The sequence below is a fragment of the Streptomyces sp. NPDC107654 genome (assembly GCF_055639035.1).
Window position 1 is genome coordinate 260,387 of the sequence record NZ_JBVKBI010000009.1, and the last position, 25,413, is coordinate 285,799.

Here is a 25,413-nt window from a genome sequence, read left to right on the forward strand (position 1 = left end):
CTTCTGCCCACGGCAGAGTGCCCTCGCCCCGGGGCGGGGGCCCTCCCTACCGTCGGCGCATGGACGTCATCGAACTGCTGCCCCGGCTGCACCTGCTCCGCTTCCCCGTCGGCCAGGCCTACCTCTGGAGCGACGACAGGGAACTGACCCTGATCGACGCCGGCCCCGTCGGAGCGGGGCGGCCGATCGCCGACGCGGTCACCGCGCTGGGGCACACACCCCGTGCCGTGCGACGTGTGGTGCTCACCCACTTCCACGAGGACCACGTGGGCGGGGCGGGCGAGTTCGCCGCGCTGAGCGGGGCGGAGGTGCTGGCGCACCGCCTGGACGCCCCGTTCGTCCGCGGGGAGCGGCCGGGTCCGCCGCCACGGTTGGAGGAGTGGGAGCGGCCCCTGCACGCGGCGGCTCTGCGCCAGTTGCCCCCGGGCCCCCCGCTGCCGCCGCCCGCGCTCACCGAGCTGTCCGACGGCGACGTGCTCGGCTTCGGCGGCGGCGCCCGCGTGGTGCACATCCCCGGGCACACCGACGGCAGCATCGCGGTGTTCCTGCCCGCGCACGGCGTGCTCTTCACCGGCGACACGGTGGCGGCGGCTCCGGAGGACGGCACGCCCGTCCCGGGGGTGCTGAACCTGGACCGCGCCCGGCTCCTCTCCTCCATACGGCGGTTGGCGGAACTCGGAGCGGAGGTCGCCTGCTTCGGCCACGGCGACCCGGTACTCTCCGACGCCACCGCCGTGCTCCGCTCGCTGAGCACGGCACCGCATCAGCCGACCGGCACCCCCGCCTCCGCATAGAGCGCCCTACCCCGCCCCTGCCCCGGCGCCAGCGCCCGCGCCCGCGCCCGCGCCCGCGCCCGCAAAGCCCAGCACAGACACTCACCGCAGACCGGACGGCAACACCCCGCACACCCACCTGCCCCGACCACGGGCCACCCGGCACTGCCCGACGCCACCGCCATGCTCCGCTCCCCGAGCACCGCACCGCATCAGCCGACCGGCACCCCCGCCTCCAGATAGAGCGCACTGCCCCGCTCCCGCGCCCGCAAGGCCCAGCGCAGACGCTCGTAGCGGACCGGTGGCAGCATCCCGGCGGCCTCCTCCTCGGTGGCGAACCGCCAGGCCCGCAGTTCCGGGCCGGGCAGCAGCACCCGGGAGGCCTCGCCGGGCTCCAGCCGGCCGCCGTCGAAAAGCAGCCGCAGCCCGCCGAATCCGGGCGGGGCGGGCCGCTCCCAGTCCACGACGAGCAGCCGGGGCACCGCCTGGAGGCGTATCCCGGTCTCCTCGGCGACCTCGCGCATCCCGGCGCGGGCCGGGGCCTCCCCCCGCTCCACCACACCGCCGGGGAACTCCCAGCCGGGTTTGTAGGTGGGGTCGACCAGCAGCACCCGGTCCTGTTCGTCGAAGAGCAGCACCCCGGCGGCGAGCGTCTCGGCGGTCGGCGCGGGGGTCTGCACGATGTCGCAGGCGGGTACGGCCCCGCTGCCGACGGCCTCGGCGATGCGGACGGCGGTCTCGTACGGGGTGAGGGCGCTGGTGTCGACGGGGTGGGCGTCGGCGGCGAGCCAGGAGGCGAGGGCGGCGCGGTAGGGCTCGATGTGGTCGTACGACCACTGCCGTGTGCGTATCTCGCCGTCGGGTGCGTCGGGCGGGGCGTCCCGCCCGGCTATCCGCTCGCGCAGGATCGTTTCGGCCGGGGCGAGGAGCAGATGGTGCACGGTGATCCGGCGGGCGGCGAGAGCGCCGAAGATCTCGTCGCGGTACTCCTGGCGGAGCAGGGTCATGGGCACCACGAGGGTGCCGCCCAGTTCGGCGAGCATCGCGGCGGCGGTGTCGACCACCAGCCGGCGCCAGATCTGCAGGTCCTGGAAGTCGCCGACCTCGGCGAGGTGCTTGGGCGGCAGCAGGTGCGTGAGCGCCCCGCCGATGACCTCGGGGTCGAAGAGCGCGCTGTTCGGGATCAGTTCGATCAGTTCGCGTGCCGTGGTGGTCTTCCCCGCACCGAACGCGCCGTTGATCCAGACGACGGTCACGGACTCCCCCTCTTCTGTTGGCCCCCTGAGGCTTGCCCGCTCCACCCTGCCACGGAAACCCGCTCCCGTTGAGGGCGCCTGTCCGCGCGCAGACGGGAGTGCCGGTGCCCCGGATGGCGGGGAGCACCGGCACGCACGCCGTACGCCGTCGGGTCAGTCGTCCCCGAGTGCCCGGTGGTCGACGTCCAGGCTGTCCTGGGCGACGAGGTGGCCGGCCCCGGTGAGGGTGTCCGAGACGTCGAGGCCGCCGAGCGGCCCCTCCTCCGTCGCGTGGGAGGGGGTGACGGCGGCCACGACGAATCCGGCGGCGAGGGTGGCGATGGCGAGCATGCTGCGCTTCTTCATGCCCGGATCAACTGCGCGGACGGCCGGGAGTCACGCGGAGCACGGCGGTTCCGTCCGCGCGTCCGTCGGCGCGGCCGCCACCGTCCGCCGCGCGGCGGACGCGTGAAACCTCGTGGCCCCCATGATCAACCAGCGGATAGTCTCCGGGAAGCCCGGTGGCGCCGGGACCGTCCGAGGTGACCGCAGGAAGGCAACGGCCATGACCAGCCCCCGCCCCACCACCACGCTCTGGCGTCCGACGGGCCCCGTGGAGCTGGAACTGGTCCGCGAGCTGGGGTGGCGGGCGTGGCCGCCGCGGCTTCCGGAGCAGCCGATCTTCTATCCGGTGCTGAACGAGGACTACGCGGTCCGCATCGCCCGGGACTGGAACGTCCGGCACGACGGCGCCGGTTTCGTCACCCGCTTCGAGGTCGACAGCGCCTTCCTCGCCCGCTACCCGGTCCGGCGGGCCGGCGGCGAGACCATCCTGGAACTGTGGGTACCGGCCGAGGAACTGGACGAGTTCAACGCGCACATCGTCGGCCGCATCGAGGTCGTGCACACGTTCCGGCCGGCCGAGGAGCACGCGTGAGCGGTATCCCCGCCTCCGGCGACGCGGCCCGGGGGGTACGTCGAGTACGTCGGGGACGTCGTGCGGTCGGCCGAGCGGCTGGTGCGGAGTGCGGCCGGACTGTCCGAGGGACAGCTGCGGGCACCCTCGGGCCTGGCGGCGTGGACCCGCGGTCATGTGCTCGCGCACGTCCGCCACAGCGTGGACGCCTACGTCTGGCTGCTGCGGCTCGCGCGCACCGGCCGTGAGCCCGGGCCGCGCGCGGACGCGGCGGCGTCGGCCGCGGCGGTCGAGCGGGACGCCGCACTGCCCGCCGGCCGGCTCGCCGCCCTGCTGCGGGACGCTCTGGACCGGTTCACGGCCGAGGCCCGTACGGCGCCCGCTCCGGCCTGGGACCGGCTCGTCCCGGCCCTGGCCGGCTGGCGCCACCCGGCCTGGTACCTGCTGCTGCGCTGCCTGCGCGAGCTGGAGACGCACCACCTGGACCTGGATCTCGGGTACGGCACCGCGAACTGGCCGGAACGGTACGTCCGCTGGGCGCTGGACGACACCCTCGGCACGCTCCGCGCGCAGGGGTTCCCGCTCGTCTCCGTGGCGGCCGACGACCTCGGCCGGCGCTGGTCCCTCGCGGCGGAGGGCCCGTCGGTCACCGGGGAGGGCCACCGGCTGCTCGGCTGGCTCACCGGCCGGCTGTCCGCCGAGGGTCTGGTCGTCGACGGCCCGGCGGAGCCGCTGCCCCGCCCGCCCGCCTGGCCCCGGCCGCCGCTGCCGGGCTGGGGCCGGGTCACCGACGCGGTGGAGGCCGGGCCGGGACGGAGTCACTGACGCCGTCCGGCACCCGAAGCCAACAGACCCGCACACCTCGGCTGCCGTCCTTTCCCGCCCTCTTCCAACAGACTCCGACACGTCCTACCGTAAACGCGCATCGATGACACGTACATGTCGTACGTGCCGTCATCCGGTTTCGCGAGTCGGAGGAACGTAACGATGCGTCACCCTCACACCCGCACGACCCGCACCACCCGCCGGAGAGTGGCCGGAGCCCTCGCCGCGGGGTTGCTGTGCGCGGCGGGCCTCGGCACCCCCGCCCTGGCAGCCCCCGCCCGCACTCCCGCGGCACCGGCCGCCCCCGCCCTCGCCGACGGCCTCGCGCTCACCCCGCCGATGGGCTTCAACAACTGGAACTCCACGCACTGCCGCGCCGAGTTCGACGAGTCCATGGTCAAGGGCGTCGCGGACCTCTTCGTCCGGAAGGGGCTGAAGGACGCGGGCTACCAGTACGTCAACCTGGACGACTGCTGGGCCCTGCCGGACCGCGACGCGAACGGCAGGCTGGTGCCCGACCCGGCCCGCTTCCCGCACGGGATCAAGGCGGTCGCGGACTACGTCCACGCCAAGGGTCTCAAGCTCGGCATCTACACCAGCGCCGGCACCAGGACCTGCAACAGCGCGGGCTTCCCCGGCGCGCTCGGCCACGAGTACAGCGACGCCCGGCAGTTCGCCGACTGGGGCGTCGACTACCTGAAGTACGACAACTGCAACAACCAGGGCGTGGACGCCCGGCAGCGCTACCAAACCATGCGGGACGCGCTGAAGGCGACCGGCCGGCCGATCGTCTACAGCATCTGCGAGTGGGGCGAGAACAAGCCCTGGCAGTGGGCCTCGGACGTCGGCCACCTGTGGCGGACCACCGGGGACATCAGCGACAACTGGGGTTCGATGCTGTCGATCCTCAAGCAGAACCTCCCCCTCGCGCCGTACGCCGGACCGGGCCACTGGAACGACCCGGACATGCTGGAGGTCGGCAACGGCGGCATGACGGACACCGAGTACCGCTCGCACTTCTCGCTCTGGTCGGTGATGGCCGCGCCGCTGCTCATCGGGACCGACCTGCGCAAGGCCTCCCAGTCGACCTACGACATCCTCGGCAACAAGGAGGTCGTCGCCGTCGACCAGGATCCGCTCGGCCGACAGGGCACGGTCGTCTCCTCCGCGGGCGGGCGCTGGGTCGTCGCCAAGGAGATGAAGGACGGCAGCCGCGCGGTGGCCCTGTTCAACGAGTCCGGCACCGCCCAGCGGATCGCCACCGGCGCGAGCGCCGTCGGCCTGCCCGACGCCGACGGCTACACCCTGCGCGACCTGTGGCAGCACCGCTCGTACAACACCGCGGGCATCATCGCCGCCACCGTCCCGGCCCACGGCACCGTCCTGCTGCGCGTCTCGGCCGACCCGCGCTGGGCCACCCACCCGCCCGCCGTCGAACTGGGTGTGGACGGCAGCCCGTTGCTGGAGGCGGCCACCCCGGCCACGCTGACCAGCACCGTCACCGACCTCGGCCGCACGGCCGCGCGGCAGGTGTCCGTGGCGCTGACCGGCCCCGCCGGCTGGACCGTACGGGCCACCTCGGCGAGTTCGACGCCCGCCCTCGCCACCGGCGGCACCCTGCGCACCGGCTGGCGGGTGACCGCCCCGGCCGGCACCCCGACCGGCTCCTACGCCCTCACGCTGCGCACGAGGTACCGCTCGCCGTCCGGCACGGCGGTCACCGGCAGCGTCCCGCTGACCGCGTCCGTCGTCACGGCACCGCCCGCGGGCACGTCGTACCTCGGCGACCTGCCCCTGCTGTCGGCGACCAACGGCTGGGGACCCGTGGAGCGCGACACCAGCAACGGGGAGAGCGCGGCGGGCGACGGCGCCCCGCTCACCGTCGGCGGGACCGTGTACGCCAAGGGCCTCGGCGTCCACGCCGTCAGCGACGTCTCCTTCTACACCGGCGAGGCCTGCGAGAAGGTCACGGCCGAGGTCGGCGTGGACGACGAGAAGGGCACCAAGGGCACCGTCGCCTTCGAGATCTGGGCGGACGGTACCCGGGCCGCCGCCACGGGCGTCCTGACCAACGCGTTGCCCGCCCAGCCGCTCAGCGCGGACATCAGCGGCGCCCAGGTGGTCCGGCTCGTCGTCACCGACGGCGGGGACGGCATCGACTCCGACCACGCGGACTGGGCGGACGCCAGGCTGGTCTGCTGACCGCCGGGAGCAGGGCCGGCACGCCGCGTGCGGTTTCCCGGCGTGCCACCCCCGCGCCGCGCGGGATGGTGACCCGGTGCGCCCGACGGTCACACGACGTACCCGGAGGTCCTTCGGTGCCACGGAGGACGCAGGTGGTGAAGGGGCCCGACGGGTGGTGGCGCGCACGGTCCGGGCACCGGACCTCGTTCGCGCTCCTCGCGCGGACGGAAGGCGGGCGCTAGCGGGCGGCCGCCGGTACCTCCGGGCGGCGGGCGAGGGCTGCCGCGGCGGCGCCGACCAGGCCGGCGTCGGTGCCCGTCTGCGCGGGTACGACGGTGAGCCGCTGTACGAAGGAGAGGGTCGCGTAGTCGGTGAGGGCCTTGCGCAGCGGCGTGAACAGGACCTCGCCCGCCTTGCCGACTCCCCCGCCGATCACCGCTATGTCGATCTCGACCAGGGTCGCGGTGGCCGCGATTCCGGCGGCCAGCGCCTGCGCCGCGCGCTCGAAGGAGGACACGGCGACCGGGTCGCCCGCACGGGCGGCGGCGGCCACCGCGGCGGCCGAGGTGTCACCGTCGGGTCCCGGGAGCCAGCCCTGCTCCAGGGCCCGGCGGGCGATGTTGGGCCCGCTCGCGATGCGCTCCACACAGCCGCGCGAGCCGCACGGGCAGGGGTCGCCGTCGAGGTCGACACTGATGTGACCGATGTGCCCTGCGTTGCCGGTCGGACCGGGATGCAGTCGGCCGCCCAGCACCAGGCCGCCGCCGACGCCGGTCGAGACGACCATGCACAGCGCGTTGTCGTGGCCGCGCGCGGCGCCCTGCCAGTGTTCGGCCGCCGTGATCGCGACACCGTCGCCGATCAGCTCCACCGGCAGGCCCCCGGTGAGCTCGCGGACCCGGTCGACGAGGGGGAAGTCGCGCCAGCCCGGCACGTTCACCGGGCTGACCGTGCCGGCCGATGCGTCCACCGGGCCCGCGCTGCCGATGCCGACGGAGCCCGCGCGTCCCCACAGGGGCGACCCGGCGAGGTCGCCGAGCACCTCCGCCACGGCCTGCATGACCGTTTCGCCGTCCTGCTGGGCGGGCGTGGCGCGCTGGGCTCTGGCCAGGATCCGTCCGGCGCCGTCCACCAGCGCGCCGGCGATCTTGGTGCCGCCGATGTCCAGGGCCGCCACGAGGTCGGTGTGCATCAGAGTCAGATCTCCCCGTTGAAGCTCGAGAACCAAGGAAAGGCAGGCCGGTCAAGCGGTGGGGGCGCAGGCCGGAGACAGCGGTGGACAGTCTCTCGCGCATCTGACAACGTTGTCCAGGCTCTATGCTCGACGCCACATCCTCATACAAGCCCACGGATCCCGCACCCCCGCCCCGGAAGAAACCCCGACGCGCCCACGGCCGTACCCCGGACCGGAGGGGCGGGAGCCGTCGACGGGACGGACGAGAGGTCCCTGGGCCGCGAGGGACGAGGGACCGTCGGCGAGACGGACGAGAGACAGGACAGACGCATCGTGCCCGAGACCACCCGCCGCGCAGACCGCCTCCCCGGGAGCCAGTACGGCAACCGACCGACCATGAAGGACGTGGCGGCACGCGCCGGGGTCGGGCTCAAGACGGTCTCCCGGGTGGTCAACGGCGAGCCCGGGGTCACGCCGGACACCGAGCGCCGGGTGCAGGAGGCGATCGAGGCGCTCGGCTTCCGCCGCAACGACAGCGCCCGGGTGCTGCGCAAGGGCCGGACGGCGAGCATCGGGCTGGTCCTGGAGGATCTCGCGGACCCGTTCTACGGCCCGCTCAGCCGGGCCGTGGAGGAGGTGGCCCGCGCCCACGGCGCCCTGCTGATCAACGGCTCCAGCGCCGAGGACCCCGAGCGTGAGCAGGAGCTGGCGCTGGCGCTGTGCGCCCGCCGGGTGGACGGTCTGGTGGTGATCCCGGCCGGCGACGACCACCGCTATCTGGAACCGGAGATGAGGGCCGGCGTGGCGACCGTGTTCGTGGACCGCCCGGCCGGCCGGATCGAGGCCGACGTGGTCCTGTCCGACAACCACGGCGGCGCCCGCGACGGCGTCGCCCACCTCATCGCGCACGGCCACCGCCGGATCGGGTTCATCGGCGACATGCCCCGCATCCACACCGCGGCCGAGCGGCTGCGCGGCTACCGGGCGGCGATGGAGGACGCGGGCATAGCCGTCGAGGAGCGGTGGATGTCCCTGGGGGCGACGAACCCGGAGCGGGTGCGCCGGGCCGCGGAGGAGATGCTGTCCGGTCCGGAGCCGGTCACGGCGGTCTTCGCCGGCAACAACCGGGTGACGGTCACCGTGGTCCGGGTGCTGGCCGAGCAGTCGCGCCGGGTCGCGCTCGTGGGCTTCGACGACATCGAGCTGGCCGATCTCCTCCAGCCGGGCGTCACGGTCGTCGCCCAGGACGCGGCGGCCCTCGGCCGTACCGCCGCCGAGCGCCTCTTCCGCCAGCTGGACGGCTCCCTCGTCGCACCCGAGCGCATCGAACTGCCGACCCGCCTGATCACCCGTGGCTCGGGCGAACTGCCGCCCGCGGACTGAACGGCCCGCCCTCGCGGAGCGGGCCTCGCGCAGCCGCCTCGCGGCACCGGCGCCCCGCCTCACGGACGCCGGTCCGGCGGGGTGCGGTCCGGACCGCTACTGGGCGGCGGCCGTCAGGTTGCCGCGGCGCGGGGACGCGAAGGTCTCCAGGTCGGCGCGGGTGAGGCCGGTGAGTCGGGCGACCTCGGCGATGTCGAGGGCGCCGCAGTCCAGGCCGCGCAGCAGGTAGCCGCTGAGGGCCTTGGCGGTGGCGGGCTCGTCCATGACGTCGCCGCCGGCCCGGTTGGCGTACCGGGTGAGCCGGGCCGCCGCCTGTTCGAAGCCCTCGCGGTAGAAGGCGAAGACGGCCGCGTAGCGGGTGGGGATGTGGCCGGGGTGCATGTCCCAGCCCTGGTAGTAGGCGCGGGCGAGGGCGCGGCGGGTGAGGCCGTAGTGGAGCCGCCAGGCGTCGTGGACCTTGGCGGTCGGGCCGACGGGGAGGACGTTGGTGGAGCCGTCGGAGACGCGCACGCCGGTGCCCGCCGCCGCGACCTGCATGACCGCCTTGGCGTGGTCGGCGGCCGGGTGGTCGCTGGCCTGGTGGGCGGCGGAGACCCCGAGGCAGGCGCTGTAGTCGAAGGTGCCGTAGTGCAGCCCGGTGGCGCGGCCCTCGGCGGCCTGGATCATGCGGGCGACGGTGGCGGTGCCGTCGGCGGCGAGGATGGCCTGGCTGGTCTCGATCTGGATCTCGAAGCCCAGGCGCCCGGCGTCCAGGCCGTGCGCCTTCTCGAAGGCCTCCAGGAGCCGTACGAAGGCGCCGACCTGCTCGGGGTAGGTCACCTTGGGCAGGGTGAGGACCAGCCCTTGGGGCAGGCCGCCGGCCTCCATCAGGCCGGTGAGGAAGACGTCGAGGGTGCGGATGCCCCGGTCGCGCACGGGGGCCTCCATGCACTTCATGCGGATGCCCATGTACGGCGCCGCCGTGCCGTCCCGGTACGCCTGCGCGATCAGGCGGGCCGCGCGGGCCGCCGTCTCGTCCTCCTCGGCGTCGGGACGGGGGCCGTACCCGTCCTCGAAGTCGACGCGCAGGTCCTCGATCGGCTCGCGCTCCAGCTTGGCGCGGACGCGGGAGTGGACCGCCTCGGCCAGCTCGTCGGAGAGACCGAGGACCGACGCGAAGGAGGAGGCGTCCGGGGCGTGTTCGTCGAGCAGGGCCAGCGCCTGGTCGCCCCAGGTGCGCAGGGTGCCGGCGGTGAAGGCGTCACCGGGGACGTACACGGTGTGGACGGGCTGCCGGGTGCCGGGGTCCCCGGGGTAGCGGCGCTCCAGCTCCGCGTCGACCGGTGCGAGGGAGGCGCTGATCTCCTCGCTGACGGCGCCCGCGAGGCTTGTCGCCACCTTCTCCTGCTGACCCATCCCACACCCTCCAAGCTTTCCGCTGTACGGAATCAACAATCCGTATGGCGAAGTTATCCGGCAACCTTCCCGCTGGTCAACACCGCCTTCGGTCCATTCCGCCCGCGTACCCCGGCATGTTCACCTCTCTCCGGCACCCTTCAGGCCGCACCCTGCTCTCGCACAGCGCACCCGTAACGAGTCGCCCGGAAGCCGCCGCAGAAGGAGCACCCGTGCCGATCCCCCGTCGCGTCACGCGCCGCATGGGCGTGGTGACCGCGCTCACGGCCTCGATCTCCGTTCCCCTGTCCAGTACAGCACTCTCCGCCGGCCCCGCCCCGGCGGGCGGACGGCGCGGTGGTCCGCTGCGCGTCATGTCGTTCAACCTCCGCTTCGCGAGCACCGCCGAGCCCCACAGCTGGGCCGCTCGCAGGCCCGTGACGCGCGCCCTGCTGCACCGCGAGCGCCCCCATGTCCTCGGCACCCAGGAGGGCCTCTACCAGCAACTGCGCCACATCGAGGCCGACCTGGGAGGGCACTGCGAGTGGATCGGCACCGGACGCGCGGGCGGCAGCCACGACGAGTTCACGGCGGTCTTCTACGACACCCGCCGGCTCACCCCGCGGGAGTACGACCACTTCTGGCTCTCCGACACGCCGGACGTGATCGGGTCCAACACCTGGGGCGGCGGCTCCGTCCGGATGGTGACCTGGGTCCGCTTCCGGGACCGGCTCGACGGCGACCGCGAGTTCTACTTCCTCAACACCCACCTCGACAACCGCAGTCAGGTCGCACGCGCGCGCGCCGCCCAGCTGATCGCAGAGCGCGTCGCCGGGCTCGACCGGTCGCTGCCGCTCGTCGTCACCGGTGACTTCAACGCGGCCGCCCACGGGAACCCGGTCTACGACACGATGCTGGGCGCCGGTCTGACCGACACCTGGGACACGGCGGCCGAGCGCGGCGCGCTGTACGGGACCTTCCACGGCTACCGGCCGCTGACGCCGGACGGCGACCGCATCGACTGGATCCTCGCCACCCCGGGCGTCACGGCACACCGGGCCTCGGTCAACACCTTCTCGGTGGACGGACGGTTCCCCAGCGACCACCTGCCGGTGCAGGCCTCGCTGACGCTGGGATGAGCGAAGGCCCCCGTGACCGTCGCTCCGGTCACGGGGGCCTCGTACGCCTGGCAGCGGCAGGGGATCAGCCCTTGCGGGTCTTGATCTCCTCGGTCAGCTGCGGGACGACCTCGAAGAGGTCGCCGACCACGCCGAAGTCGACCAGCTCGAAGATCGGGGCCTCGGCGTCCTTGTTGACGGCCACGATCGTCTTCGAGGTCTGCATACCGGCGCGGTGCTGGATCGCACCGGAGATGCCGTTGGCGATGTACAGCTGCGGGGAGACCGACTTACCGGTCTGGCCGACCTGGTTGGTGTGCGGGTACCAGCCGGCGTCGACGGCGGCACGCGAGGCGCCGACGGCCGCGCCGAGCTGGTCGGCGAGGGCCTCGATGATCGAGAAGTTCTCGGCGCCGTTCACACCGCGTCCGCCGGAGACCACGATCGCGGCCTCGGTCAGCTCGGGGCGGCCCGTCGACTCACGCGGCGTACGGCCGGTGACCTTGGTGCCGGTCGCCTTGTCCGAGAAGGTCACGGACAGGGCCTCGACCGCGCCGGCGGCCGGGGCGGCCTCGACGGCGGCCGAGTTCGGCTTGACCGTGATGACCGGGGTGCCCTTGACGACGCGGGACTTGGTGGTGAAGGACGCGGCGAACACCGACTGGGTGGCCACCGGGCCCTCGTCGCCGGCCTCCAGGTCGACGGCGTCGGTGATGATGCCGGAGCCGATGCGCAGCGCCAGGCGGGCGGCGATCTCCTTGCCCTCGGCGGAGGACGGGACCAGCACGGCGGCCGGGGAGACGGCCTCGTAGGCGGCCTGCAGGGCGTCCACCTTCGGCACGACCAGGTACTCGGCGTACTCGGAAGCGTCGTGGGTGAGGACCTTCACCGCGCCGTGCTCGGCGAGCGTGGCGGCGGTGTCGGCGGCGCCGTTGCCCAGGGCGACGGCGACGGGCTCGCCGAGGCGGCGGGCCAGGGTCAGCAGCTCCAGGGTGGGCTTGCGGACGGCACCGTCCACGTGGTCGACGTAGACGAGGACTTCAGCCATGGGATTGCTCTCCTGCGAAACGAAGTTGAGGGGCGGTCAGCGGGGGCGAGCCTCAGATGAACTTCTGGCTCGCGAGGAACTCAGCGAGCTGCTTGCCGCCCTCGCCCTCGTCCTTGACGATGGTGCCGGCCGTGCGCGCCGGACGCTCGGTCGCGGTCTCGACCTTGGTGAACGCGCCGTCCAGGCCGACCTCCTCGGCCTCGATGTCCAGGTCGGACAGGTCCCAGGACTCCACCGGCTTCTTCTTGGCCGCCATGATGCCCTTGAAGGACGGGTAGCGGGCCTCGCCGGACTGGTCGGTGACGGAGACGACGGCCGGGAGCGAGGCCTCCAGCCGCTCCGAGGCGGCGTCGCCGTCGCGGCGGCCCTTGACCGTGCCGTCCTCGACGGAGACCTCGGACAGCAGGGTGACCTGCGGGACGCCGAGGCGCTCGGCGACCAGCGCCGGGACGACGCCCATGGTGCCGTCGGTGGAGGCCATGCCGGAGATCACCAGGTCGTAGCCGGCCTTCTCGATGGCCTTGGCCAGCACGAGGGAGGTGCCGATGGCGTCGGTGCCGTGCAGGTCGTCGTCCTCGACGTGGATGGCCTTGTCGGCACCCATCGAGAGGGCCTTGCGGAGCGCGTCCTTGGCGTCCTCCGGGCCGACCGTCAGGACGGTGACCTCGGCGTCGTCCGCGTTCTCCGCGATCTGGAGGGCCTGCTCGACCGCGTACTCGTCCAGTTCGGAGAGCAGACCGTCCACGTCGTCGCGGTCGACGGTCAGGTCATCGGCGAAGTGCCGGTCGCCAGTGGCGTCGGGCACGTACTTCACAGTGACAACGATCCTCAAGCTCACGCCGGCTCTCCTACTGCATCGTCATTTCGGGCTGCCTCTTGCAGGCAGCATAGGCGCCTCAAGCGGCCGATCCCGGTCGGGGCGTCCGCGCGCTCCGACCGAGATATTACTCGTCAGTACACCCAGTTCCTGCCCGCTAAGCAAGCGCTTTGAACTGTGACCTTCGCAACGCAGCGTAACCGGAACTCGACCGCTTCGCAGGAGGCCGGGGCGTGATCAATCCCGCAGGCCGTTGAAGCGGCCCTGGTGGTAGAGGAGCGGGCGGCCGGGGCCGGAGGGGTCGCCGAGGACGACCTCGGCGAGCACGATGCGGTGATCGCCGGCCGGGACCCGGCCGACGATCCGGCACACCAGCCAGGCGAGCACGTCGTCCAGCACCGGTACGCCTTCCGGGCCGTCCTGCCAGGCGGTGGCCGGGCCGAAGCGGTCGGCGCCGCTGCGGGCGAAGGTGGCGGCCAGCTCGCTCTGGTGCTCGCCGAGGAGGTGTACGCCGACGTGGTCGGCCTCGGCTATCGCGGGCCAGCTGGAGGCGCCGGTGCCGATGCCGAAGGAGATCATTGGCGGCTCGGCGGAGACGGAGGTCAGGGAGGTGGCGGTGAAGCCGACCGGGCCCCGGGCCCCACGCGCGGTGATCACCGCCACACCGGCGGCGTGCCGGCGGAAGGTGGAGCGCAGCAGTTCGGGCGAGGCGAGCCGGGGAGTGCCGAGGTCGGGCGTGGCCGTCATGGAGTTGTCCTTCTGCGAGGGAGGAGAAACAGGTCCGTGTCTGCTCAGCAGCCCGGACAGCGCGCGCTCGCAGTGCGGGCGAGGTCGACGTGGACCCGTCCGTAGAGAAGGAGTTCGATCGGCATACGGTCAGGCTGACGATAGGTGGTGCGTGCAGTCAAGCGGGTTCCGGGATCTGGAAGATGTCTCACGATTCCCTGAGACTCGCTCACACGGCCTCCCCCAGAGCGGCGATGACATCGGCCTTGCGGGGCTGTCCGGTGGCGCGCCGCACCACCCGGCCGCCGGCGTCCAGCACCAGGACGGTGGGCGTCTTCAGGATCTCCAGGTCGCGTACGAGGTCCAGGTGGGCCTCGGCGTCGATCTCGACGTGGGCCACGCCCGGGACCAGCGCGGCGACCTCGGCGAGGACACGCCGGGTGGCGCGGCAGGGTGCGCAGAAGGCGCTGGAGAACTGCACCAGCGTGGCGCGCTCCCCCAGTTCGCCGCCGAGTTCGGCCGCCCCGAGCCGCCTGTCGTCGTCGCGCTCGCGCACCGCGTCCTCCCGTTCCGCCGCCCTGTCATGTCCGGCCGTCCTCGGCACCGCCCTCGGGGCCGGCGCGCACAGGACGGCGAAGATTCCCGCCCGCCGCCCGGCATACCCTCGGGCGTAAAGGGGACTTAAAGATACGACACGGACTGTAGGCCGACGTGACGAGGATCTCGCCGCCGCGGGGCACCAGGACTGGCTCCCCGTCCGTTCTTCGGGCACGATCTGCGAGACGCCGTAAACCTACGGCTGCGTAACTTTACCGCCGGGATCCCCTTTCCCGAGCAGAGCAGAAAGGGTCCGCCCCGCCCATGGCAGAGCTGGTCTACCGTCCCGTCATCGGTTTCGCCAAGACGCTGTTCAAGGTCTGGGACCTGAAGATCGACTGCCAGGGGTCGGAGAACATCCCGCGCTCGGGCGGCGCCGTGCTGGTGAGCAATCACATCAGCTATCTGGACTTCGTCTTCAACGGCCTGGCCGCCCTGCCGCAGAAGCGCCTGGTGCGGTTCATGGCGAAGGAGTCGGTCTTCCGGCACAAGGTGTCCGGGCCGCTGATGCGCGGGATGAAGCACATCCCGGTGGACCGCGGGCAGGGCGAGACCGCGTACGCGCACGCACTGGACTCGCTGCGCTCCGGCGAGATCATCGGGGTTTTCCCGGAGGCCACGATCTCGCAGTCGTTCACGCTGAAGAGCTTCAAGTCGGGCGCGGCCCGCCTGGCCCAGGAGGCGGGCGTGCCGCTGGTCCCGATGGCGGTGTGGGGCACCCAGCGGCTGTGGACCAAGGGCCAGCCGCGCAACTTCCGGCGCGACCACCTCCCCGTCACCGTCCGTGTGGGCGAGCCGGTGGAGGCGCCCCGCGACCAGTACGCCGGTGCCATCACACGCCGGCTGCGCGAGCGCGTCCAGGAACTCCTCGACGCCGCCCAGCGCGCCTACCCGGGCCGCCCCAAGGGGCCGGAGGACTCCTGGTGGCTCCCCGCCCACCTGGGCGGCTCGGCACCGACGATGGAGGAACTGCGCACGGCGGAGGCCCACTGAGGCCCCGCCCGGCTCCCGACGTGACGCCCCGCCGACCGGGGTGACGCCGCGTCGGCCGGAAATTTCCCCGGACGGATCGGTAAGGATGCGCCGGGTCGCGGACATGTAAGAGGTGTGCAGACCCTCAGGACCCGGAGCGACGGTGAGTTGGCCGCGCGGTTCACGGCGTTGTACACCCGTGAGCACCCACGGGTGTGCGCGTTCGTGCACCGGCGGTCGGGCGACCGGGCAGCGGCGGAGGAACTGACCGCCGAGGTCTTCCGCACCGCGTGGGAGCGCATGACGGACGGCCAGGACGTGGGAACCGGGTGGCTGTTCGTCACCGCGCGCAACCTGCTGCACAACCACCACCGTTCGATGGCACGCCTGTCGGAGATCCACCGCGCCATCGCCGAGACGATGGGCCGCGCTCCGGCGCCGGACCGGGACGAAGCCGTTCTCGACGCCCTCGACCGGCTGCCCGCCGCGCACCGCGAGGTGCTGTTGCTGAGCTACTGGGACGGCTTGAGCGCGGCGGAGGCCGGGACGGTCCTCGGGTGCGGCACGTCCGCGGTGTGGGTCCGGCTGCACCGCGCGCGCAAGGCGTTCCGCGCCGTCTACGATCTGCCTCGGGAGCCAGTGTGATGCGTGTCAAGTCTCTGATCGCGAACGCCAACCCGGTCCCCGGGACGGCGGACGCGACCCTGTCGGCGCGCGCCGCCGACGAACTCTCCGCGCTGGTCGGCCCCCACGCCGCCGCTCCTCCCGCCGTCGTCCGCCGGTCGCCCCGCAGGGGCGTGCTGATGGCCGCGGTCGTCTGCGGAGCCGCCGCCGTCCTCGCCGGTGTCACCGTCCTCGGCCTCCACGACGACCCGGGCGGGCCGGACGGCCACCGGGCCGGTCCGCGGAACGGGCCGGCCGCTCCGGGTGAGGCCGAGGGCGGCGCCCTGGCCGACGAGCCCCATTTCGGGACGACGGCAGAGCTGGAGAGGGCGGCGGACGTGATCGTGCGGGCGCGGCTCGGCACCGGGCACGAGGAGCGTCTCGACGGTGTCCGCACGACGGTGGCCACGGCACAGGTGCTGGCGACCGCCAAGGGCCGGACTCCGGGCGACTCCGTCGAGGTGTCGTACACGACCCCCGGCAGCGGGCCGGAGACCGCCGGTCTCACCGCCGGGAAGGAGTACGTGCTCCTGCTCGGCAGGGGCGAGGGCGGGCGCTACGTCCTGGTGAACACCACGCAGGGCTGGTACGAGGTGGAGGGCGCGGCGGCGGTCGCCGCTCAGGGCAACCGGGTGGCCCTGAGTCCGGGAGTGCGCGAGGCGCTCCGGCTCACGGCGCGGGGCCGGTGAGACGGCGCCGGTGCGCCACGGAAGGTCCCGTGGCGCACCGGCCGGTGTGCCTACCGCGCGTTCCGGGTGATCCGGTCGGCCTTCGCGGCCAGTTGGTCGACCTTGCCCGCGTGGGTGAAGCCGCCGACCGACACGGCCTTGACTGTGCCGTCCGACGTGACCGTGTAGAGCGCCTGCTCCGGGTTGAGCAGGTCGTACGGGTTCTTGCCGTGGGCGGCGAGCATCAGCACGTACTTCTTGGCGCCCTTGGCGAGCAGGGTGGTGTCCGTCTCCTGGTACGCCACGCCCTTGTACGTGCCGCCGAGCTGGCTGACCTCGACGGTGTCGCCGACGGAGACCTTCCCGGCTAGCGTCCGGGTGACCTTCACCGTGGAGACGGTGACGATGACCGGGTTGGCCTCCGCCTCCTTCTTGGCCTCCTTGGCCTCGGCGGGCGACAGGCCGGCCTGCGGGTTGGTGGCGGGGTTGTCACCGGCGGGCGCGTCGGGCAGCACCCGCTGCACCCGGCTGCCGACCACGGTGCCCTCGACCACGGCGTCGGACTGCCTGATGACGTCGTCCAGTGAGGAGTACGCCGGGTAGTCCGCGTGGTAGGTGACGGCGTCCGGGGCGGCCCCGGACTTCGCCGCGTGGGTGGAGGTGCCGTCCGCGGAGCAGCCGACGGCGGCGAACGCGGCGAGCACCGCCGTACCGGTGACGAGGATGTTCCGTCTGACGTTCATCGGTAGATCCTCTTCACCTCGGACTTGTCGTACGGCTGCGGCTTCTGCACCTTCGAGCGGTCGCGGCTGTGCTTCATCAGCGAGACCTTGCTCGTGTTGGGGTTGTCGGCGAGGCTGAGCCCGTGCCCCAGCTCGTGGGTGCTGGTGCTGCGCACCCACTTGTCGTACTTGGGGATGTTCCCGGTGTCCCGCCACAGGGTGGTGGCGTTGACCTTGATCTGGAAGGACCGGTGCGCCCGCGTCCCGGACGGCGCGTACAGGCCGTACCAGCTCTGGCTGTAGTTGCCGGCGGTGAAGCTGGGCTTGGCGCTGGAGCTGCGCTTGATGCTCGCCCCGACACCGGCGTTGTTCCAGTTCCCGCGAGCGGTGTCGAAGTACTTCACCCACTCGCCGTTGACGCCGACGGTCTTGACGCTGAACGACCGTTTGGGCATGCCCCCGCTGTAGTACGTCGCCTGGGCGGGCGCCGAGACGGCCAGCGTGCCCGCGACGGCCAGCGCGGCGGACGTACCGATGCCGAGTGACACGCGTGCGATTCTTCGATTCAACTGTTCTCCCCGTGAATTGAGCAGGCGGCACGGCCGGGTACGAACCCGGGTCTCTCCACGGTCGGCGCAGCGCGACACCTCCACGTCCTGGATGTCAGGACGCGGAAAGGGACGCGAAAGGAAGGGGGGACGCGGAAGGTCGACGCGCCCCGAAGACTGCTGATTTCCCCCTTGTGAATCCCCCGTTGACCGGCTGCACCGTGATGCCGCCTGTGATCGGGACCTAGCCTCACAGGGGGTGCGCTTCCTCGGCATCCGTCCCAAGTAGGAGAAGCCGTCCCCTACTTGAGGATGATGTGCCCATCAGCCAGTGGTCAGAGGCGGTCGGGGAGCGTCCTCCCCGGATGCGGCCGGTCGTGGGCGGCTCGCAGGGCGGCGAGGACGAGCGGGTGCGGTGCGGCGCGGAGGAGCGGGTAGTCCCGTTCGCCGGCCGCGGGGTCGGGGATCCAGGCGAGCCGCTCGCCGTCCAGGGAGAAGTGCGCGTCGACGCCCGGCACGTTGCCACGCGGGTCCTGCCGGTGCCAGGCGCCGTGGAAGCGGACGGCGACCAGGCCGTGGACGGCGTGGCCGCCCTCGTCGTCGGTCAGGCGCTGGTAGCACAGGGCGGCCGGGATGTCCTCGGCGCGCAGCAGCGCGGCGAGGGCGTGGGACTTGGCGTGGCAGACGCCGGTGCGCAGGGCCGGCACGTCGGAGGCGCGCCAGGTGACACGGAGATCGCCGGAGTCCCGGGAGTGCGGGATGGTGTCCCGCACGAGCTCGAAGGCGGCCCGCGCATACTCATACGAGTCGGCGGCTGCCGCGGCCAGACGGGCCGCGGTCTCCCGGACCACCGGGTGGTGGTGATCGATGACCTCGTCGGCGGCCAAGTAGGCGGAGAGGTCGGGGGTGTTCTGGGTCAGCTGCATGCCCGCAGAGCATAGGAATGCGGCCATCCGGGCATCAATGGCTTTTCAGATGACCGCATACCTATGCATTACATCGGGCCGGGCCGCGGATCAGCGGGCCATCTCCTCCTTGAGCGCCGCCACGAACAGGTCGACGTCCTCCTCCGTGGTGTCGAAGGAACACATCCAGCGAACCACGCCGGCCGCCTCGTCCCAGAAGTAGAACCGGAACCTCTTCTGCAGCCGCTCGCTCACGTCGTGCGGCAGCCTGGCGAAGACACCGTTGGCCTGCACCGGGTAGAGGATCTCCACACCGTGCACCGCGCGGACGCCCTCGGCGAGCCGCTGGGCCATCTCGTTGGCGTGGCGGGCGTTGCGCAGCCACAGGTCCTTGGCGAGGAGGGCCTCCAGCTGCACCGAGACGAAGCGCATCTTGGAGGCCAGCTGCATCGACATCTTCCGCAGGTGCTTCATCTTCCGCACCGCGTCCTGGTTGATGACGACGACGGCCTCGCCGAACAGCGCGCCGTTCTTCGTCCCGCCCAGGGAGAGGATGTCGACGCCGACCGCGTTGGTGAACGTCCGCATGGGCACGTCCAGGGAGGCGGCGGCGTTCGCTATCCGGGAGCCGTCCAGGTGCACCCTCATGCCGTGCGCGTGGGCGTGCTCGCAGATCGCGCGGATCTCCTCGGGCGTGTAGAGGGTGCCCAGCTCGGTGCTCTGGGTGATCGACACGACCTGCGGCATCGCGCGGTGCTCGTCCTCCCAGCCCCAGGCCTGCCGGTCGATCAGCTCGGGTGTGAGCTTGCCGTCGGGCGTGGGCACGGTGAGCAGCTTCAGCCCGCCCATGCGCTCGGGCGCGCCGCCCTCGTCCACGTTGATGTGCGCGCTCTCGGCGCAGATCACCGCGCCCCAGCGGTCGGTGACCGCCTGGAGCGCGACGATGTTCGCGCCGGTTCCGTTGAAGACCGGGAAGGCCTCCGCCGTGGCACCGAAGTGGCTACGGATGATCCCCTGGAGGTTCTCGGTGTAGTCGTCCTCACCGTAGGCCACCTGGTGGCCGCCGTTGGCCAGGGCCACGGCGGCCAGCACCTCCGGGTGGGCTCCGGCGTAGTTGTCACTGGCGAAACCGCGCACCTGCGGGTCGTGGTGGCGACGCGCGTCGGTCTTGGCAGGGTTCACGGCTTCTCGGTCAGCCACAGACGGTTTCCGTTCACTTCCGCGGCGGGCTTGCTCCAGACGCCCTCGATGGCCTCGGCCAGGTCCTTGACGTCCGTGAAGCCCGCGAACTTCGCGTTGGGGCGTTCGGCGCGCATCGCGTCGTGCACCAGCGCCTTCACCACCAGGATGGCAGCCGCCGAACGCGGGCCCTGCTCGCCCCCCGCCTTGCGGAAGCCGTCCGCCATGGCGAGCGTCCACGCCTCGGCGGCGGCCTTGGCAGCGGAGTACGCCGCGTTGCCCGCCGTCGGCTTCGTCGCGCCGGCGGCACTGGTGAGCAGGTACCGGCCGCGGTCGCTGCGCTGCAGGGCGTCGAAGAAGGCGAGCGAGGTGTGCTGGACGGTGCGGATGAGCAGTTTCTCCAGCAGGTCCCAGTCGGCCAGGTCGGTCTCGGCGAAGGTCGCGCTGCCGCGCCAGCCGCCCACGAGGTGGACGAGGCCGTCGATCCGGCCGTGCTCCTTCTCGATGCGCGCGGCCCAGTCGCGGGTCGAGCGCAGGTCGAGCAGGTCGACGGTCTCGCCGGTGACGACGGCGCCGCCGCGGGCGTAGCGGGCGGCGTCGACGGACTCCGCGAGGCGCTCCGGGTTGTTGTCGGCGCCGACCACGACCGCGCCCGCCTCGGCGAGCCGGACCAGGGTCGCGTGCCCGGCGGGTCCGCCCGCACCGGCCACCGCGATCACCGCACCACTGAGAGACCCGTTGTTCGCCACGTTCTTCCCCTCTTGAACAGTGTTGTGGACGCGGTCGCTCACGCGGCGATCCGCTCGGCGGCGTCCGCCGTGATGCCCTTGGTGGAGGCGATCACGTTCTTCAGCTTCTTGGACAGCGCCTCATAGAACATGCTGAGCGGAAACTCGTCCGGAAGCACGTCGTCCACGAGCTTGCGCGGGGGTCGGCTCAGGTCCAGGGCGTCGGGGCCCTTGGCCCACGTGGAGCCGGGGTGCGGGGCGAGGTAGGTGCGGACCAGCTCGTAGCCGGCGAACCAGTGCACCAGCTTCGGGCGGTCGATGCCGTCCTTGTAGAGCTTCTCGATCTCGGCGCAGAGCTGGTTGGTGACCTGCGGGGCGCGCTCCCAGTCGATGGAGAGCTTGTTGTCGGTCCAGCGGACGACGTCGTGCTTGTGCAGGTAGGCGAAGAGCAGCTGGCCGCCGAGGCCGTCGTAGTTGCGGTTGCGGTCGCCGGTGACCGGGAAGCGGAACATCCGGTCGAAGAGCACCGCGTACTGCACGTCACGGGCCTGCGGGACGCCGTCCGCCTGGAGCTTCACGGCCTCCTTGAAGGCGGTGAGGTCGCAGCGCAGCTCCTCCAGGCCGTACATCCAGAACGGCTGGCGCTGCTTGATCATGAACGGGTCGAAGGGCAGGTCGCCGTGGCTGTGGGTGCGGTCGTGGACCATGTCCCACAGGACGAAGGCCTCCTCGCAGCGCTTCTGGTCGTGGACCATCGCGGCGATGTCCTCGGGCAGCTCCAGGCCCAGGATCTCCACCGCGGCCTCGGTCACCCGGCGGAAGCGGGCGGCCTCGCGGTCGCAGAAGATGCCACCCCAGGAGAAACGTTCCGGCGCCTCGCGAACGGCGATGGTCTCCGGGAAGAGCACCGCGGAGTTGGTGTCGTAGCCCGAGGTGAAGTCCTCGAAGGTGATGCCGCAGAACAGCGGGTTGTCGTAGCGGGTGCGCTCCAGCTCGGCCAGCCAGTCGGGCCAGACCATGCGCAGCACGACCGCCTCCAGGTTGCGGTCCGGGTTGCCGTTCTGCGTGTACATCGGGAAGACGACCAGGTGCTGCAGGCCGTCCGCGCGGTTCGCGGCGGGCTGGAAGGCCAGCAGGGAGTCCAGGAAGTCCGGCACCTGGAAGCCGCCCTCGGCCCAGCGGCGGAGGTCCCCCACGAGCGCCTCGTGGTAGGCGCTGTCGTGCGGCAGGAGCGGGGAGAGCTGCTCGACCGCGTCGGCGACACGCCCGACGGCCGCCACGGCGTCGGCCCGCTCGGGGGCACCCTCGGCGTCGAAGTCGATCGATCCGTCCTCCGACTGCCATGGCCGGATCTGCTCCACGGCATTCTTGAGCACAGGCCAAGCCGGGTGCTCAACCACCCTGGTCAGCGAAGGAACCCGCTCCTCCGCACCCGCCTGTACAAGAATTTCCGTCATGTCCCATCCTCCACGGGAGAACCTCGCGTATGGACACCGTATGCATACCCGGTTTCTCTCAGCAAGAGAGTCGTCCGGAAATTCTTCTGTCCAGCGCCTTGGTCACCGATGTTTTTCCTGTCGTCCAGCGTGACAACGCTCACTTCCGCTCGGCGGCTGCGCGCCTTGACGGGCAGCCGCCGGGTCGGTCAAGGGCGCGGGGACTCGCCCACGGGAGAGTGACGGCTCAGGCGGGTACCGGCCAAGGGGCGCCCGCCCCGCACCCCGAATGCCCCGCGCAGCCGCGGGTTCAACGGACGGCCCGGCCGTTAGGCTGCGGCCTTGCCGCGTGGACGACGAGGTCCGGTACGGGGGCGTCGGTCCGCGCGTCGCCGAGCCGCCGTCGACGGAAGCGAGTCGAACCTTGAACTTCCTTACCATCGGTCACCGCGGTGTCATGGGCGTCGAGCCCGAGAACACCCTCCGTTCCTTCGTCGCCGCGCAGCGGGCCGGCCTCGACCTGATCGAACTCGATCTACACCTGAGCAAGGACGGCGCCCTGGTCGTCATGCACGACGCGGAGGTGGACCGGACGACCGACGGCTCCGGGGCGATCGCCGACAAGACCCTCGCCGAGCTGCGCGCGCTGGACGCGGGCCGCGGGGAGCGGGTGCCGGTGTTCGAGGAGGTGCTGGAGGCGGTGCAGACGCCCTTGCAGGCCGAGATCAAGGACGTGGCGGCGGCCCGGGCGCTGGCCGAGGTGATGCGCGCGCGCGACCTGACCGCGCGGGTGGAGGTGTCCTCGTTCCACGACGAGGCGGTCGCCGAGATCCGGCGGCTGGTGCCGGGGGTGCGCACCGCGCTGGTCGCGAGCCGGTACGGCACCGACGTGGTGGACCGCGCCGTCGCCGTGGGTGCCGCGACCCTGTGCCTCGACATCCGCCGGCTCACCCTGGAGATCGTCGAGCACGCGCGCGCGTCCGGGCTGCGGATCATCGGCTGGGTGGTCAACACGCAGGACCATCTGCGGCTGGTGCGCGCGCTGCAGCTGGACGGGGCGACGACCGACTACCCGGAGATCAAGCGCACGGGCCGCTTCACCGCGTGACACGGCGCCCGTGCGCGCCCGGACGTCACACCAGCGGCTTGACCAGCACCTCGAACCGCAGGTCGGGGCGGAGCGGGATGCCGAAGCGCTCGTCGCCGTACGGGAAGGGCTGCGTCTCTCCCGTACGGCGGTAGCCGCGGCGCTCGTACCAGGCGATCAGGTCCTCCCGCACGGAGATCACCGTCATCCGCATCTCGGTGGCCCCCCAGGTCTCCCGGGCCAGGCGCTCCGCCTCCGCCATGACGACCCTTCCGAGCCCGCTGCCCTGGACCGCGGGGCTGACCGCGAACATGCCGAAGTAGGCGTGGTCACCGCGGTGTTCCAGCTGGCAGCAGGCGACGATACGGCCGTCCCGCTCGGCGGTGAGCATCCGGCTCGCGGAGCCCTTGATCACGTTCAGCACGCCCTGCGGGTCGGTCCGCTGCCCCTCCAGGATGTCCGCCTCGGTGGTCCATCCGGCCCGGCTGCTGTCTCCCCTGTACGCCGACTCGACCAGGGCGACGAGGGCGTCGACGTCCGCGGCGGTGGCGTCGCGGAAGGTCGGTCCGGTGGCGGGGGTGTCCATGGCGGGATCTCCGATCTCGGGTGTGGCTGAGCCACGCACGAGGGTAGCCCTGCCGCTAGGCTGCACCCGCATGGTGCATGTACTCAGCAGCCGGATCCTGCTCCGGCCCACCGACCCGGAACGCTCCCGCGCCTTCTACGGCGAACAGCTCGGGCTCGCCGTGTACCGGGAGTTCGGTACCGGCCCCGAGCGCGGCACGGTCTACTTCCTCGGCGGCGGTTTCCTGGAGCTGTCCGGCCGCTCCGAGGGTCCTGCCTCCCCGACGGCACGGTTGTGGCTCCAGGTGGCGGACGTGTCGGCCGCGCACGAGGAGCTGCGGGCCCGGGGCGTGGAGATCGTACGGCCGCCGGTGCGGGAGCCCTGGGGCCTGGTCGAGATGTGGCTCGCCGACCCGGACGGCACCCCTGTGGTCCTGGTGGAGATCCCGGCGGACCATCCGCTGCGGTACCGGCCGGGGATCTAGGGGACCGGCCGGGGTCCCCGCAGCCGGCCCCGGCTCCAAGGGGCCGGCTCGGGTGGCGCCGTGTGGAGGCGGGCGGCCCGGGGCGGTGGGCGGCGCGGCCGGTGGATGGTGGGCGGTGGGCGGTGGGCGGTGGGCGGTGGCGCAAGGCTGCGCGGCGGCTTGCCTTGGAGGGCGCTCCAGCTCCTAGCGTCGTACGCACCATCTGCTCGAAGGGGAGACACGTGCGGTACACGCTGTTCGGACGGACCGGTCTGCGCGTCAGTGAGCTGGCGCTGGGCACGATGACCATCGGCGAGGAATCGGGCTGGGGTGCCGGCAGGGACGCCGCCGCCCGGATCCTCGACACCTATGCCGACGCGGGCGGCAACTTCGTCGACACCGCGAACAACTACGCCGCGGGCAACTCCGAGCGGATCCTCGGCGAGCTGCTCGCCGGGCGCCGCGACCGGTTCGTGCTGGCGAGCAAGTACACCTGCGGCACCCGCGACGGCGACCCCAACTCCGCGGGCAATCACCGCCGGAACCTGGTGCAGTCGGTCGAGGAGAGCCTGCGGCGGCTCGGTACGGACCGGCTCGACGTGCTGTGGGTGCACGCCCGCGACAACTTCACCCCGGTGGACGAGGTGATGCGCGCCCTGGACGACGTCGTGCGCTCCGGCAAGGTCCTCTACGTGGGCGTGTCGGACTGGCCGGCCTGGGAGATCGCGCAGGCCAACACCCTCGCCGAGCTTCGCGGCTGGACGTGTTTCGCGGGGTCGCAGCTGCGCTACAGCCTGCTGGAGCGCACCCCGGAGCGCGAACTCCTGCCGCAGGCCCGGGCGTTCGACCTCGCCGTGTTCGCCTGGGCGCCGCTGGCCGCGGGCAGGCTCACCGGGAAGTACCGGCGCGGGGAGCCGGGCCGTCTCGACACGGCCGGACTCCGGCCCGGGACCTGGGAGGAGGACGTCGTCAGCGCCGTCCTCGACATCGCCGACTCCGGCGGCTGGAGCCCGGCGCAGGTGGCCCTGGCCTGGCTGCTGGGCCGGCCCGGGAACGTCGTACCGATCATCTCGGCGACGAAGCCGGAGCAGCTCGCGGACAACCTGGCCGCCACCGGGGTGCGGCTCGACGCCGACGCGGTGGCGCGGTTGGACGAGGTGAGCGCGGTCCCGCTGGGATTCCCGCACGACTTCCTGCGGGAGGCGCCCATCGTCCGGAACGTGTACGGCGACCGGTGGCCGGACATCGACGACCGCCGCTCGACGTACCGCCGGACGGTGCACGACGTGCTGTAGCGCCTCGGCGTC

27 protein-coding genes are annotated in these 25,413 nt (G+C 72.5%); 12 read left to right on the top strand and 15 right to left on the bottom strand.

Features of this window, described 5'->3' with window-relative positions; all coding sequences use genetic code 11:
* Nucleotides 1-59: 59 nt before the first annotated feature.
* Nucleotides 60-794, top strand: a complete 735-nt coding sequence (locus ACZ7N4_RS18650; RefSeq protein WP_471359393.1) for an MBL fold metallo-hydrolase — start codon at nucleotides 60-62, stop codon at nucleotides 792-794.
* Nucleotides 795-985: 191 nt separating this feature from the next.
* Here the strand turns inward: ACZ7N4_RS18650 and ACZ7N4_RS18655 are convergent, their stop codons facing one another.
* Both ACZ7N4_RS18655 and ACZ7N4_RS18660 read right to left on the bottom strand, forming a co-directional pair.
* Complete coding sequence (locus ACZ7N4_RS18655) at nucleotides 986-2,029, bottom strand: NUDIX hydrolase (RefSeq protein ID WP_471359394.1); 1,044 nt, start codon at nucleotides 2,027-2,029, stop codon at nucleotides 986-988.
* 153 nt (nucleotides 2,030-2,182) lie between these two features.
* Nucleotides 2,183-2,374 carry a hypothetical protein gene (locus ACZ7N4_RS18660; RefSeq protein WP_471359395.1) on the bottom strand — a complete coding sequence of 64 codons (192 nt, stop codon included), beginning with the start codon at nucleotides 2,372-2,374 and terminating at the stop codon, nucleotides 2,183-2,185.
* Nucleotides 2,375-2,573: 199 nt separating this feature from the next.
* Between ACZ7N4_RS18660 and ACZ7N4_RS18665 the strand changes: the two genes are divergently transcribed.
* The 3 genes from ACZ7N4_RS18665 to ACZ7N4_RS18675 all read left to right on the top strand — a co-directional run bounded on the left by ACZ7N4_RS18665 (nucleotide 2,574) and on the right by ACZ7N4_RS18675 (nucleotide 5,951).
* Nucleotides 2,574-2,945 (top strand): hypothetical protein, encoded by a 372-nt coding sequence (locus tag ACZ7N4_RS18665; protein WP_471359396.1) that lies wholly within the window; start codon nucleotides 2,574-2,576, stop codon nucleotides 2,943-2,945.
* 60 nt (nucleotides 2,946-3,005) lie between these two features.
* Nucleotides 3,006-3,749 (top strand): maleylpyruvate isomerase family mycothiol-dependent enzyme, encoded by a 744-nt coding sequence (locus ACZ7N4_RS18670; protein WP_471359397.1) that lies wholly within the window; start codon nucleotides 3,006-3,008, stop codon nucleotides 3,747-3,749.
* A gap of 162 nt (nucleotides 3,750-3,911) precedes the next feature.
* Complete coding sequence (locus ACZ7N4_RS18675) at nucleotides 3,912-5,951, top strand: NPCBM/NEW2 domain-containing protein (RefSeq protein WP_471359398.1); 2,040 nt, start codon at nucleotides 3,912-3,914, stop codon at nucleotides 5,949-5,951.
* A 220-nt stretch (nucleotides 5,952-6,171) separates the two neighbouring features.
* Here ACZ7N4_RS18675 and ACZ7N4_RS18680 read toward each other — a convergent pair whose 3' ends face one another.
* Entirely contained in the window at nucleotides 6,172-7,125 is a 954-nt protein-coding gene (locus tag ACZ7N4_RS18680) for an ROK family protein (protein ID WP_471359399.1), read from the bottom strand.
* 315 nt (nucleotides 7,126-7,440) lie between these two features.
* Here ACZ7N4_RS18680 and ACZ7N4_RS18685 point away from each other — a divergent pair, with 315 nt between their 5' ends.
* Entirely contained in the window at nucleotides 7,441-8,490 is a 1,050-nt protein-coding gene (locus ACZ7N4_RS18685) for a LacI family DNA-binding transcriptional regulator (RefSeq protein ID WP_471359400.1), read from the top strand.
* Nucleotides 8,491-8,586: 96 nt separating this feature from the next.
* Here ACZ7N4_RS18685 and ACZ7N4_RS18690 read toward each other — a convergent pair whose 3' ends face one another.
* Nucleotides 8,587-9,885: a DUF6986 family protein gene (locus ACZ7N4_RS18690; protein WP_471359401.1), complete on the bottom strand. Its 1,299-nt coding sequence runs from the start codon at nucleotides 9,883-9,885 to the stop codon at nucleotides 8,587-8,589.
* A gap of 212 nt (nucleotides 9,886-10,097) precedes the next feature.
* Here ACZ7N4_RS18690 and ACZ7N4_RS18695 point away from each other — a divergent pair, with 212 nt between their 5' ends.
* On the top strand, nucleotides 10,098-11,003 hold the full coding sequence (locus ACZ7N4_RS18695; RefSeq protein ID WP_471359402.1) for an endonuclease/exonuclease/phosphatase family protein: 906 nt from the start codon (nucleotides 10,098-10,100) through the stop codon (nucleotides 11,001-11,003).
* 64 nt (nucleotides 11,004-11,067) lie between these two features.
* On the opposite strand, the gene ACZ7N4_RS18700 is transcribed toward ACZ7N4_RS18695, so the two are convergent.
* From ACZ7N4_RS18700 to ACZ7N4_RS18715, 4 genes are all read right to left on the bottom strand, one after another.
* A complete protein-coding gene (locus tag ACZ7N4_RS18700) occupies nucleotides 11,068-12,030 on the bottom strand; it encodes an electron transfer flavoprotein subunit alpha/FixB family protein (protein ID WP_471359403.1) in 963 nt (320 codons plus the stop codon).
* Between the two features lie 52 nt (nucleotides 12,031-12,082).
* Nucleotides 12,083-12,868 (bottom strand): electron transfer flavoprotein subunit beta/FixA family protein, encoded by a 786-nt coding sequence (locus ACZ7N4_RS18705; protein ID WP_471359404.1) that lies wholly within the window; start codon nucleotides 12,866-12,868, stop codon nucleotides 12,083-12,085.
* A 216-nt stretch (nucleotides 12,869-13,084) separates the two neighbouring features.
* Complete coding sequence (locus ACZ7N4_RS18710; protein ID WP_471359405.1) at nucleotides 13,085-13,594, bottom strand: flavin reductase family protein; 510 nt, start codon at nucleotides 13,592-13,594, stop codon at nucleotides 13,085-13,087.
* A 208-nt stretch (nucleotides 13,595-13,802) separates the two neighbouring features.
* Nucleotides 13,803-14,129 (bottom strand): thioredoxin family protein, encoded by a 327-nt coding sequence (locus ACZ7N4_RS18715; protein WP_471359406.1) that lies wholly within the window; start codon nucleotides 14,127-14,129, stop codon nucleotides 13,803-13,805.
* A 305-nt stretch (nucleotides 14,130-14,434) separates the two neighbouring features.
* On the opposite strand from ACZ7N4_RS18715, the gene ACZ7N4_RS18720 reads away from it, so the two are divergent.
* The 3 genes from ACZ7N4_RS18720 (at nucleotide 14,435) to ACZ7N4_RS18730 (ending at nucleotide 16,494) form a co-directional block, all read left to right on the top strand.
* A complete protein-coding gene (locus tag ACZ7N4_RS18720; protein ID WP_471359407.1) occupies nucleotides 14,435-15,163 on the top strand; it encodes a lysophospholipid acyltransferase family protein in 729 nt (242 codons plus the stop codon).
* Between the two features lie 114 nt (nucleotides 15,164-15,277).
* Nucleotides 15,278-15,787, top strand: coding sequence for an RNA polymerase sigma factor (locus tag ACZ7N4_RS18725; protein ID WP_471359408.1), 510 nt, complete (start codon nucleotides 15,278-15,280; stop codon nucleotides 15,785-15,787).
* A complete protein-coding gene (locus tag ACZ7N4_RS18730; RefSeq protein WP_471359409.1) occupies nucleotides 15,787-16,494 on the top strand; it encodes a hypothetical protein in 708 nt (235 codons plus the stop codon). The genes ACZ7N4_RS18725 and ACZ7N4_RS18730 overlap by 1 nt, the downstream gene beginning before the upstream one ends.
* Before the next feature lie 50 nt (nucleotides 16,495-16,544).
* Here the strand turns inward: ACZ7N4_RS18730 and ACZ7N4_RS18735 are convergent, their stop codons facing one another.
* The 6 genes from ACZ7N4_RS18735 to ACZ7N4_RS18760 all read right to left on the bottom strand — a co-directional run bounded on the left by ACZ7N4_RS18735 (nucleotide 16,545) and on the right by ACZ7N4_RS18760 (nucleotide 22,012).
* Nucleotides 16,545-17,216 (bottom strand): hypothetical protein, encoded by a 672-nt coding sequence (locus ACZ7N4_RS18735; RefSeq protein WP_471359410.1) that lies wholly within the window; start codon nucleotides 17,214-17,216, stop codon nucleotides 16,545-16,547.
* Complete coding sequence (locus ACZ7N4_RS18740; protein WP_471359411.1) at nucleotides 17,213-17,743, bottom strand: hypothetical protein; 531 nt, start codon at nucleotides 17,741-17,743, stop codon at nucleotides 17,213-17,215. Before ACZ7N4_RS18740 ends, ACZ7N4_RS18735 begins: the two co-directional genes overlap by 4 nt.
* Before the next feature lie 335 nt (nucleotides 17,744-18,078).
* Nucleotides 18,079-18,669, bottom strand: coding sequence for a transglutaminase-like domain-containing protein (locus ACZ7N4_RS18745; RefSeq protein ID WP_471359412.1), 591 nt, complete (start codon nucleotides 18,667-18,669; stop codon nucleotides 18,079-18,081).
* Nucleotides 18,670-18,759: 90 nt separating this feature from the next.
* Nucleotides 18,760-19,830, bottom strand: a complete 1,071-nt coding sequence (locus tag ACZ7N4_RS18750; protein ID WP_471359413.1) for a threonine aldolase family protein — start codon at nucleotides 19,828-19,830, stop codon at nucleotides 18,760-18,762.
* A complete protein-coding gene (locus tag ACZ7N4_RS18755; protein WP_471359414.1) occupies nucleotides 19,827-20,618 on the bottom strand; it encodes an SDR family NAD(P)-dependent oxidoreductase in 792 nt (263 codons plus the stop codon). Before ACZ7N4_RS18755 ends, ACZ7N4_RS18750 begins: the two co-directional genes overlap by 4 nt.
* Entirely contained in the window at nucleotides 20,615-22,012 is a 1,398-nt protein-coding gene (locus tag ACZ7N4_RS18760) for a DUF6421 family protein (protein ID WP_471359415.1), read from the bottom strand. Before ACZ7N4_RS18760 ends, ACZ7N4_RS18755 begins: the two co-directional genes overlap by 4 nt.
* A gap of 403 nt (nucleotides 22,013-22,415) precedes the next feature.
* On the opposite strand from ACZ7N4_RS18760, the gene ACZ7N4_RS18765 reads away from it, so the two are divergent.
* Nucleotides 22,416-23,099 (top strand): glycerophosphodiester phosphodiesterase, encoded by a 684-nt coding sequence (locus tag ACZ7N4_RS18765; protein WP_471359416.1) that lies wholly within the window; start codon nucleotides 22,416-22,418, stop codon nucleotides 23,097-23,099.
* A gap of 25 nt (nucleotides 23,100-23,124) precedes the next feature.
* Here ACZ7N4_RS18765 and ACZ7N4_RS18770 read toward each other — a convergent pair whose 3' ends face one another.
* The gene (locus tag ACZ7N4_RS18770; protein WP_471359417.1) at nucleotides 23,125-23,664 is read right to left on the bottom strand and encodes a GNAT family N-acetyltransferase; all 540 of its coding nucleotides are present in this window, start codon (nucleotides 23,662-23,664) and stop codon (nucleotides 23,125-23,127) included.
* Between the two features lie 70 nt (nucleotides 23,665-23,734).
* Between ACZ7N4_RS18770 and ACZ7N4_RS18775 the strand changes: the two genes are divergently transcribed.
* Nucleotides 23,735-24,127, top strand: a complete 393-nt coding sequence (locus ACZ7N4_RS18775; RefSeq protein WP_471359418.1) for a VOC family protein — start codon at nucleotides 23,735-23,737, stop codon at nucleotides 24,125-24,127.
* 221 nt (nucleotides 24,128-24,348) lie between these two features.
* The gene (locus ACZ7N4_RS18780; protein ID WP_471359419.1) at nucleotides 24,349-25,401 is read left to right on the top strand and encodes an aldo/keto reductase; all 1,053 of its coding nucleotides are present in this window, start codon (nucleotides 24,349-24,351) and stop codon (nucleotides 25,399-25,401) included.
* Nucleotides 25,402-25,413 lie beyond the last annotated feature (12 nt).